Below are 10,111 nucleotides of genomic sequence, written 5' to 3'. Positions count from 1 at the left end.
CTTTCGATTTTAGTTTCATTGCTTGAGGGGGGGGTGACGTTGCGTTGATCTTCCCGCATCAACACCCGAAACCCTAGAACTCATTCTCAGTAATTTTTAAGATGCGTTTGCCCTGTTTGGACGATCAGATTTCGGGGCATTGCTCCATCACTGCGATGTATTCTACAAGAGTTTATTGCTTTTTGGAATGCTAATTTTTTGAGAAGGAGAAGTGCGATCTCGCATTCAACAACAGCCCTGTGCTTGTTAATGCTTAAGAAGTCCCCGCAAGCCCCTGGGAATAGGTGGAAAGATTCTGCCGATCCATCTGGGGCGGTGTAATATGCAGAAAGTTTCTGTCGATCCATCGGATTGAGAGTGGTAGGCGGAAGGGTTCTGCCGATCCACCCGTTTTGAGATGGATATGCGGAAAGTTTCTCTCTAAAAAGAAGTTAGACCGTTGTGAAGAGTTGGGCAATCTAGGAAATAGTTGCTGGATTGCCGTAGAAATGGTTGTAAAGTTCAAGAGATTGATAATTGTTGTGTTTGTCTCCACGGTAGTCATTTTGGGGCTAGTTGGCTGCCAGCAGAAATCCAAAGTCAGTTTTTCTTCGGTTATCAGTCCAGTGAGAGAGCCTGGAGTTGGATACTGCGCCTGTCCTTATGACATAGACGCAAGAGGTTATTCTTGTGGTGGCAGATCTGCTTATGAACGAACGGGAGGTAGAGAGCCTGTTTGCTACGTTCAAAGCCTTGTCCCCATCAATACTGCTGATCAACCTCGCTCTTCTGGCTTTAATTTGTCGTGGCTTTTCTGGGGATGTATTCTACTGTATGGGGTTGTAAAGCTGTGCATGGGAGGATTTGAAGATGGTCAAAAAAAGTAATGCAATTCAGAAGCCCGTTATCGAGGTCAATCACTTATTCGTGTAAGATGCTTGACTAGCAAGATTTTTGCCCCATTCAAAGCTGATCTTGTAGGTTGGGTGGAGTATTACGAAACCCAACACAAATCCTGAAACTAGTGATCAACTCCTCAAGCTAAAATGAAGGGGTCAAGTCGCAGCGAGGTTAAACCCACGGCAGTTCGACAACCCCGCTATGGCAAGGAAGAATTTGCCCAACGCTGCGATGCACTCTGTGAGTCTCAGGTGCGATCGCTTCGCAACAACCATCATCAAATTTTAGATTTGCTCAAAACTAGATTCGTCGTACAGAGCGTACAATTTTACTATTTCTATGTACGATGATACCTGTCGATTTCTAGCTGAACACTTCTCCGCTGACTTCGCTAGTTGGCTACTGGGGAAAGCTGTTACGCTAACAGAACTCCAACCCTCGGAACTGTCCCTTGATCCGATTCGCGCTGATGCCCTGATCTTCCTGGAATCAGACGAAGCCATTTTGCATATCGAGTTTCAAACGCTTCCGAAAGACAATATTCCGTTTCGCGTGACGGATTATCGGTTGCGAGGCTACCGAAGAGATCCGGCGAAGCCAATGCACCAAGTAGTCATTTACCTCAAGCAGACTGCATCCCCTTTGGTTTATCAGACCAGCTTTACGATGGAACGCACTCGCCATGAGTTTGATGTGATTCGCTTATGGGAGCAACCTGCTTCACTCTTTCTGCAATATCCGGGGCTGATTCCCTTTGCAGTTCTGGCTCAAAGTGCAGATGCGGAGGAAACGTTGCGCCAAGCTGCCCAGAGAGTTGATCAGATTGCAGATCCTCGAACCCAGGCAAACTTGATGGCAGCATCAGGGATTTTAGCTGGGTTAAAATTGGAAGACGAGATCATTTATCGGGTATTGCGGAGGGACGTTATGCAAGAGTCTACTGTTTATCGTTCGATTCTGGCAGAAGGTGAGGTCAAGAAACAACGAGAGATTGCTACTAACTCTTTACGTGAAGGCTTACCGATCGCAACTGTCGCTCGTATAACAGGGCTATCGCTTGAGGAGTTACAGCAACTTCAGCAGCAAATTGACAATCCTGCACAAAATTAAGTTGGTAGATCCTGCGGGAAGCTACTCGTGGTGACACGGCATAACAACTCCAATGCAGCGGACGAGCAAAGTCCTCGCGCTTCGTTTCTGGCTTTCTCGTCGCCTCTGATTGAGCCGTTATGCGGCTGAAGTTCCTGGTAAAGATAATCCCTGTAACCCTCGATCAGCTTTAGAGCCTGTTCTCCTACCGCCTCTCCCGGTAAGCGCTGTAGAATGATAACAAGGAGAGCAACATGAATATTCCTATCATCGACGAGGTTGTTGAACAGTTGAAAGTTATGCCTCAGCCCTTGCAAAGGCAGGTGCTTGAATTCGTTCGATCGCTAGTAAAAGCGGAAGTTCGAGGTATACCAGGGCAGCAATTGTTACGTTTCGCTGGTTCAATTCCCTCAGACGACCTTCAGTTAATGCGTGAGACGATCGAGCAAGATTGTGAGCAGGTAGATATTGATGAGTGGTAGGTTTTTGCTTGATACCAACATCGTTATTGCGCTTTTTTCAGATGAGGCGATCGTCAAAGACAGTCTTGCTCAAGCCAGTGAAGTTTTCATTCCAAGCATTGTCATTGGTGAACTGTGTTATGGAGCCAGAAAGTCAGGACGATTTGAAGCAAACTTAGCAAGAGTTGATGAATTAGTTGCTGGCAGCACAATATTGGTATGTGACGCTGAAACCGCACGGCAATACGGTGAGGTCAAAAATAAGTTAAGGCTCAAGGGCCGTCCGTTACCTGAGAATGATGTCTGGATTGCAGCCCTTGCGCTGCAACACGCTGTAATTTTAGTAACACGCGATGCTCATTTTCAAGAAGTGGAGAGTCTGAAAACAGCAGCGTGGTGAGTAAAGCCGCCGCATAATAACTCGGCCGGAGCGGACTGCCGAAAATCCCCAGTGTGGATGCAGAGGTTGCTGACAGCCGCTCAATCGGAACGTTAAGCCGTTTAAGTCGCCTCAGCTACAGCTTCGACTTTCGCGTAAACACTGACTTTCTTGCGACCTTTTGCCATCGGTTCAAAGGTGACAACGCCAGGGATAAGCGCAAACAACGTGTCATCACTCCCGCGACCCACGTTATTGCCAGGGTGAATCTTGGTGCCACGTTGACGTACCAAAATATTGCCTGCGAGAACAACCTGTCCACCGTAGCGCTTGACACCTAGACGTTGAGCGTTAGAGTCGCGTCCGTTGCGAGTACTGCCTGTACCTTTCTTGTGAGCCATAATTTCCTCAACAGTTCGTGTAGATTTTAGTTAAAAGCCATTCACCGCAAACGGGTTTAGCTTCTAAGTTCTTCTTTAGAATCGACCACCTCATCACTGAGGCTGATGGAGTCAACTCTAGGTTCCTCTTTAGAATCGACCACCTCACCATTGAGGCTGATGGAGTTAACCATAATGCGCGTCAGTTCTTGACGATGACCTTGCTTTTTGCGGGTCTTTTTCTTGGGCTGCATCTTATAGACGATAATCTTGCGACCTCGCAGATGTCTCAGTACCGTTACCTCAACCGTTGCACCCGCTACGAGGGGTTGACCTACGGTGATATCGCCTTCATTTTTGACGAAGAGAACTTTATCGATCGTCAGTTGCGAATCGACTTCATTGGCGAGGCGGTTGACATCATAGAACCGACCTGGCTCTACGCGCATTTGGGTGCCACTCGCTTCGATAATTGCATATGCAGTCATGAAATTGTCCTTAAAAAGTTGCCGTACAGGTAGCGGAAAACCGCTTTTCGAGTGTCCGACCTGATCCGAGCAGGGATAGACAGCCAGTTAACCAGTATGCCAAATCAGAGGAAGCTATGTCAACCGCTACAAAATTCAGCGTCTTAATTTGATGGATGGCAAGATACACTAAAGAGAGTAAGACTTTATGGTGTCTGAGTTGATATGGCACAGCAGCCAGAGGTTGTTAAACAGAGTGAATTATTGAATCAATTTGTCCTCGATCGCTCCACAATGGCAGAGTTAGGACAAGTCGAAGTGCTGTGGATGTATCCCAAAGTGCATCGGGTTTTAGGATTTATCTGCAAGTCGGGCTGGCTGGGGCAGAAAAAAACGGCATTTAATTTAGATCAGTTAGACACGATCGGCGGCAATGGCATTCTCGTTAACTCCAGACCTGTTGACACAGATGTTGAAAAAGTTCGGCAACTCGAAACTTTAGTGAATTGGGAAGTTTGGACAGATGCAGGAAACAAAGTAGGGAAAATTATCGACTATCTGTTCAATTTGAGAACAGGTGAAATTGAGCATTATTTATTTGTAGCCAATGATTGGAGTGGAATCACTGGAAGCGCTTATTTATTGCCATCTAACTATGTTTTGAAGATTGGAAATAGACGAGTGTTAGTGTCTGAAGAAGCAGTACGATCGTTCACCCTCTATCGAGAAGGCATTCAAGAAAAGCTTACAAAAATGACGGGCTTTCTTCAAGAAGAAAAAAGTCAAGTGACACAAGAGTTACGATCGCTATTCACTCAAGCCAAAACCGCGACCGAAACTGCAAGAGGACGGGCACAAATTTTGGCAGAACAAGCGAGAGAAAAGGCTCAAACTTTAGCAGAACAAGTGAGAGAAAAAACCTACGATGTGGTTGAGCAATGGGATGAATCGGAGGTGACGATCGAGCCTCCCGACGTTTCTGAACCTGATCCTTTAGAAGATTGGGACGATGAAGACTTTGTTCAGCCAACGGTTAACGTTCAAGCTCAACCCGTTGAAAATAAAGAGCGTTATCAACCCATTATTAATGAAGCCGATCTAGACAGTTGGGACGATGAAGAATTGATTGCCCCTCCTGCTAAACCTCCCGAAATTTTGAAGGATGAAGAGTTAGAAGACGATGACCCCTGGATTTGACAAAATGGGTCTTGATTCACCTTCAGATTTTGTTGAGTTGGGTTGTGCAATCAGTGATTTACCCACTTATTGGTATGAGGGTTATTGTCCTCAAAGTGGTGAGCAGTTGCGACTGCCTCGCACGTTGTTTGTGGAAGCGATCGCCCAAGGGCTAATGCGATCGTTGGGCGAATCTCAAGAAGGCAAAATGTACGGAGTTCTACTTGTCGAGACTTCTTCTGGTGAACAGCGAGTTCTTAAAGCATTTTCTGGGCTTCTGAATGGCAACAGGATTGTCGAAGGCTGGGTGCCGCCGATTCCAGGACGCGATCGGGTTGCCTTTGAAGAGGCTCATACGCTGGCAACTTTAGAATTGATTAAGCAAGAATTAATTGCTTTACAGGATTTGCCAGAGCGATCGCAGTACGAGATTTTGCTTCAAGAATTTCAAACGCAGTTAAATGAACTCGCGCTGCTTCACAATCAACGCAAAAATGAACGTCAACAGCAACGCCAGCGATTGACCGAAGTTGCAGCAGAATCGCTAGAAATAGCAGAGCAACTCAATGAGCAAAGCCGTCAAGATGGCATCGATCGCAAACAGCTTAAACGTCAGCAAAACGCTGAATTACAGCCGCTTAAATCCTCGATCGAACAAGCAGACAATCGAATTCGTGAACTAAAACAACAGCGTAAAGGCTTGTCTCGACAGCTTCAAACTCAGATGCACGCTCATTACTGGCTAACCAATTTTGCTGGCAAGTCACTCTCACTTCAACAGTTGATCTCAGGAAGCTCAATGCCAACTGGAACGGGCGATTGTTGTGCGCCAAAACTATTGCACTATGCCGCGACTCATCATCTCAAACCGTTGGCAATGGCTGAGTTTTGGTGGGGTTTGCCCTCGACGAATCAGGAGAAAGTTCAGGGAGCGTTTTATGGCGCTTGTGCAGAACGCTGTCAGCCATTAATGGGGTTTTTGCTATCAGGATTGCCGCAGGGAGACGCGATCGCACTCACCCAAACGCTACCGATTCTCTACGAAGATGAATGGCTAATTGTGGTCAATAAACCACCTGGATTGCTCTCGGTTCCGGGTCGATATCGGGATGTGCAAGACAGCGTTTTGAGTCGGCTTCGTCATTTACTACCAGATGGCGAATCTGTGATGGCAGTGCATCGGCTCGATCGAGACACTTCTGGAATTTTGGTATTGGCGCGCGATCGTCAAACTTATCGTCAACTTAGTCAGCAATTTCAGCAGCGTCAGGTTTACAAAGTTTATGAGGCGATGCTGAATGGATCGGTGATTGAAGAACAGGGAGTGATTGACCTGCCACTGTGGGGAGATCCACAAAATCGACCGATTCAAACCGTCGATCGACCGCGCGGCAAACCTAGCGTGACTCACTTCAAGCACATGGCGCGAACGGGAAATTTAACTCGAATGGAATTCTCTCCAGTCACAGGGCGAACGCATCAGATTAGAGTTCATGCCGCCGATCGTAGAGGGTTAGGCGTGGCAATTTTGGGCGATCGGCTTTATGGAGCGAGTGGCGATCGCTTACATCTCCATGCAAGAGAACTGAGTTTTGAACATCCGCAGTCTAAACAAACGCTTCAGCTAACTGTGGACACGCCGTTTTGAAGCGGTTATTCGTCTAGAACTTGAATCTGATAACTGTAGCCTTGCTCGGCTAAAAAAAGCTGACGGTGACGGGCAAATTCTTCTTCACAGGTTCGCAGTGACACGAGCGTATAAAACTGAGCCACGCGACCATCCGATTTAGGGCGCAATACCCGTCCTAACCGCTGGGCTTCTTCTTGCCGAGAGCCATATTTACCCGACACCTGAATCAGCACATCAGCATCAGGCAAATCTAGTGCAAAATTGCCGACTCGTGACAAGATCAATCCATCAATTTGCTGATGGCGAAACTGTTCATAGCGACGATCGCGCTCCCGTTGTGGAGTTTTTCCTGTGATCAATGGCAATCCGGTTAAGTGAGCGATTTGCTCTAATTGCTCAATATATTCACCAATGATTAGAATTCGGTGTCCGGCTTCTTTTTCTAGCAACTCTTTGATCATCGTCAATTTGCGGGGATTTTCGGCAGCGATGCGAAACTGTTGACGTTTGGGCGCGATCGCGTAAGTCATCTGTTCGTCTGCATCCTGTGGGACTCGAATCTCCGTGCATTCTGCGGCGGCGATGAAACCCTGCCCTTCTAATTCTCGCCAGGGCACATCGTAGCGTTTGGGACCGATCAGGGCAAACACGTCGCCTTCTCGCCCATCTTCACGGATCAGGGTGGCGGTCAATCCCAAGCGGCGACGGGCTTGAAGCTCTGCGGTGACGCGAAACACGGGAGCGGGCAAAAGGTGAACTTCGTCGTAGATAATCAAGCCCCACGATCGGGCGTTAAACAACTCAAAATGAGGCTGCTGCTGATCTTTTTGAGAACGATAAGTCAAAATTTGATAAGTCGCTAGGGTAACGGGCGCTGTGTTTTTGCTTTCGCCACTATATTCGGCGATCGAGTCTTCTGAAAGAGTCGTTTTGTCGAGCAGTTCCCGTCGCCATTGCCGCACTGAAGTCAGGCTACTCGTTAACACCAGCGTGTTTTCTTGCACTGCAATCATCGCCGCCATCCCAACCAGCGTTTTGCCAGCGCCGCAGGGCAGCACGATCACACCACTTCCTCCTTGCACCCGTCCCGCTTGATAAAATGCGTCTGCGGCGGCTTCTTGATAGTCCCGTAAATCAAACGGCTCACCAGCGCGACTGATGCGCCGAAGCTCGATCGTTAACGCATCTCCCGTCACATAACCCGCCAAATCTTCAGCCGGATAGCCTGCCGCTAACAGCGCTTGTTTGAGCAGCCCTCGAAAGGCAGGATCGACTTGAAATAGACAATCATTGAGGCGTTCAGTCAGCAGCGGAGCCACATCATCGTTGCGAGACAAAAGTTCTGCGAGGGGCAAATCGGCAGTTCTAAGTAAGAGATGGATCTCATCATCCGATCGCTCAATCACAGTCAAGCCATATCGCTTGCCCAGCGCATCAATTTCCTGCGCGACCGCATCGGGCATCGGATATTTAGCGTGAGCCTGCAACGCCGCTAACATCTCATCTACGGGCATTCCAGCCGCTCGGGCATTCCACACGCTCAGAGGCGTAATTTTGTAGGTGTGAATGTGTTCGGGGCTTTTGACGAGTTCAGTGAAAGGAGCGATCGCTTCTCGTGCCGCAGTCGCTTTGGGCGAGTGAACTTCCAAGAGAACGGAGCGATCGCTTTGAATAATTAAGGCATTCTCAGGAAAGTAGGACATTAGATATTTAGCGGCGTTTAACGATCGATGATAGATCAGGGCTTCTGTTTTAGAAAGATTAGACTCACAGGCTAAAATGAAAGACCCATTGATAGGCAACCTTGTCGATCGCGCCACAGCCCAGGTTATTCAAGATTCGAGTATGTTACGACTAACAGAAGTAAAGCTGCCGCTTGATCATCCTGAAAGTGAGATCAAGACTGCAATTCTCAAAAAGCTGCAAATTCCTTTAGAAGCGCTGATCAACTATTCAATCTTTAAGCGCAGTTACGATGCCCGCAAAAAAGATGGAATCGTTCTCGTTTACATTCTGGATGTAGAAACCACTCAAGAGAAGTTCCTGCTTCAGCGCTTTAAAAAAGACCCTCATGTGATGGTCACTCCTAGCATGAGCTACAGTCCGATCGCCCAAGCCCCTGAGCATTTGACGACTCGACCCATTGTTATCGGCACGGGGCCCTGTGGTTTGTTTGCAGCTTTGATGTTAGCGCAAATGGGGTTTCGTCCGATCGTCCTAGAGCGCGGAAAGATAGTCAAAGAACGTACCGCAGATACCTTCGGATTTTGGCGAAACAAAGGACTTAACCCAGAGTCTAACGCTCAGTTTGGGGAAGGCGGCGCAGGCACATTTTCTGATGGCAAACTCTACAGCCAGGTCAGAGATTCTCAGCACCACGGGCGAAAAGTGCTAACCGAACTGGTCAACGCTGGCGCTTCCCCGGAAATTCTCTATGTCAACAAACCTCACATCGGCACTTTTAAACTGGTGGGAATTGTCGAAAAAATGCGTGCCAATATCGAATCTTTGGGCGGCGAAATTCACTTTCAAAGTCGCGTAGAAGATATCCATATCGAAAAAGGACAGGTGCGAGGAGTCACCCTTGCCAACGGCGAATATATCCGCAGCAATCATGTCGTTCTCGCCGTAGGTCACAGTGCCAGAGATACTTTTGAGATGCTGTTTGAACGCGGCGTTTACATAGAAGCTAAACCCTTTTCGATCGGCTTTCGAGTTGAGCATCCGCAAGCCCTGATCGATCGCTGTCGGTTTGGCGCACAGGCAGGTCATCGGCTGTTAGGCGCAGCAGACTATAAACTGGTTCATCACTGCTCAAACGGGCGCTCAGTCTATAGCTTTTGTATGTGTCCGGGTGGATTGGTCGTGGCGGCAACCTCAGAACCAGGGCGAGTCGTCACCAATGGCATGAGCCAATATTCTCGCAACGAGCGCAACGCCAACAGCGCGATCGTGGTCGGCATTACACCTGACGATTATCCGGGTCATCCCCTAGCGGGCATTGAGTTTCAACGTCGTTTGGAAGAACGAGCCTTCGAGTTAGGCGGTAGCACTTATGAGGCACCAGGGCAGCTAGTTGGGGACTTTATCGCCGATCGACCCTCTCAATCTCTAGGCACCGTTCGACCCTCTTATACACCAGGGGTGCATTTGGGTGATTTGAGTTCGAGTCTGCCCGATTATGCGATCGCAGCAATCCGCGAAGCTCTGCCTGCTTTCGACAAACAGATCAAGGGTTTTGCAATGAACGATGCCGTATTGACAGGCGTTGAAACTCGCACATCTTCTCCGATTCGGATTAAACGCAAAGCAGATGGTCAAAGTCTAAATATACAGGGTCTTTACCCTGCGGGTGAAGGGGCGGGCTATGCGGGTGGAATTCTCTCGGCTGGCATTGACGGCATCAAAGCGGCAGAGGCAGTCGCCTTAAGCATCGTGAATTAAGTAGGGGCATGGCACTGCCGTGCCCATTGGCGTTGCAAGTAACCGATATGATTTAATCCACGATCCTAAACAGCTTGCAAACCGAGAGTCGCTTGAGCGCGATCGCCAGCAATTTACAGGTTCACAAGACTAACAGAAAAATTTCTATAAAACTTTGAATCTGCATCAACAACACTTTTACAATCAGTTTTGATGAATCAATTGAA

Annotated in this window: 9 protein-coding genes; 6 read left to right on the top strand and 3 right to left on the bottom strand. The window is 48.1% G+C overall.

The window, feature by feature from the left end; translation table 11 throughout:
• The first annotated feature begins 1,218 nt into the window (after positions 1-1,218).
• From BRW63_RS11440 to BRW63_RS11430, 3 genes are all read left to right on the top strand, one after another.
• Positions 1,219-1,989 (top strand): Rpn family recombination-promoting nuclease/putative transposase, encoded by a 771-nt coding sequence (locus BRW63_RS11440; protein ID WP_073071205.1) that lies wholly within the window; start codon positions 1,219-1,221, stop codon positions 1,987-1,989.
• A gap of 233 nt (positions 1,990-2,222) precedes the next feature.
• Complete coding sequence (locus BRW63_RS11435) at positions 2,223-2,450, top strand: hypothetical protein (protein ID WP_073071203.1); 228 nt, start codon at positions 2,223-2,225, stop codon at positions 2,448-2,450.
• 4 nt (positions 2,451-2,454) lie between these two features.
• Entirely contained in the window at positions 2,455-2,829 is a 375-nt protein-coding gene (locus tag BRW63_RS11430; RefSeq protein WP_223257359.1) for a type II toxin-antitoxin system VapC family toxin, read from the top strand.
• A 101-nt stretch (positions 2,830-2,930) separates the two neighbouring features.
• On the opposite strand, the gene rpmA is transcribed toward BRW63_RS11430, so the two are convergent.
• The gene (rpmA, locus tag BRW63_RS11425; protein ID WP_073071199.1) at positions 2,931-3,209 is read right to left on the bottom strand and encodes a 50S ribosomal protein L27; all 279 of its coding nucleotides are present in this window, start codon (positions 3,207-3,209) and stop codon (positions 2,931-2,933) included.
• A gap of 56 nt (positions 3,210-3,265) precedes the next feature.
• Complete coding sequence (rplU, locus tag BRW63_RS11420) at positions 3,266-3,676, bottom strand: 50S ribosomal protein L21 (protein WP_073071198.1); 411 nt, start codon at positions 3,674-3,676, stop codon at positions 3,266-3,268.
• Between the two features lie 204 nt (positions 3,677-3,880).
• Between rplU and BRW63_RS11415 the strand changes: the two genes are divergently transcribed.
• Entirely contained in the window at positions 3,881-4,852 is a 972-nt protein-coding gene (locus BRW63_RS11415; RefSeq protein WP_073071196.1) for a PRC-barrel domain-containing protein, read from the top strand.
• Positions 4,836-6,479: an RluA family pseudouridine synthase gene (locus tag BRW63_RS11410; protein ID WP_223257358.1), complete on the top strand. Its 1,644-nt coding sequence runs from the start codon at positions 4,836-4,838 to the stop codon at positions 6,477-6,479. The genes BRW63_RS11415 and BRW63_RS11410 overlap by 17 nt, the downstream gene beginning before the upstream one ends.
• Positions 6,480-6,484: 5 nt before the next feature.
• Here BRW63_RS11410 and BRW63_RS11405 read toward each other — a convergent pair whose 3' ends face one another.
• Positions 6,485-8,164 carry a DNA repair helicase XPB gene (locus BRW63_RS11405; protein ID WP_073071194.1) on the bottom strand — a complete coding sequence of 560 codons (1,680 nt, stop codon included), beginning with the start codon at positions 8,162-8,164 and terminating at the stop codon, positions 6,485-6,487.
• A gap of 76 nt (positions 8,165-8,240) precedes the next feature.
• Between BRW63_RS11405 and BRW63_RS11400 the strand changes: the two genes are divergently transcribed.
• Positions 8,241-9,905: an NAD(P)/FAD-dependent oxidoreductase gene (locus BRW63_RS11400; RefSeq protein ID WP_317615814.1), complete on the top strand. Its 1,665-nt coding sequence runs from the start codon at positions 8,241-8,243 to the stop codon at positions 9,903-9,905.
• Positions 9,906-10,111: the final 206 nt, after the last annotated feature.

It is taken from the genome of Phormidesmis priestleyi ULC007 (genome assembly GCF_001895925.1).
Taxonomy (GTDB): Bacteria; Cyanobacteriota; Cyanobacteriia; order Leptolyngbyales; family Leptolyngbyaceae; genus Phormidesmis_A; species Phormidesmis_A priestleyi_A.
Note: the sequence above shows the minus strand (reverse complement) of the source record. Positions and strands in the feature narration are given on the sequence as shown.

What these genes read in the sequence shown, in the direction of transcription:
- BRW63_RS11440 (WP_073071205.1), top strand. Translation starts at nt 1,219, where the DNA reads ATGTACGATGATACCTGTCGATTTCTAGCTGAACACTTCTCCGCTGAC.
- BRW63_RS11435 (WP_073071203.1), top strand. Translation starts at nt 2,223, where the DNA reads ATGAATATTCCTATCATCGACGAGGTTGTTGAACAGTTGAAAGTTATG.
- rpmA (WP_073071199.1), bottom strand. Translation starts at nt 3,209, where the DNA reads ATGGCTCACAAGAAAGGTACAGGCAGTACTCGCAACGGACGCGACTCT.
- rplU (WP_073071198.1), bottom strand. Translation starts at nt 3,676, where the DNA reads ATGACTGCATATGCAATTATCGAAGCGAGTGGCACCCAAATGCGCGTA.
- BRW63_RS11415 (WP_073071196.1), top strand. Translation starts at nt 3,881, where the DNA reads ATGGCACAGCAGCCAGAGGTTGTTAAACAGAGTGAATTATTGAATCAA.
- BRW63_RS11410 (WP_223257358.1), top strand. Translation starts at nt 4,836, where the DNA reads ATGACCCCTGGATTTGACAAAATGGGTCTTGATTCACCTTCAGATTTT.
- BRW63_RS11405 (WP_073071194.1), bottom strand. Translation starts at nt 8,164, where the DNA reads ATGTCCTACTTTCCTGAGAATGCCTTAATTATTCAAAGCGATCGCTCC.
- BRW63_RS11400 (WP_317615814.1), top strand. Translation starts at nt 8,241, where the DNA reads ATGAAAGACCCATTGATAGGCAACCTTGTCGATCGCGCCACAGCCCAG.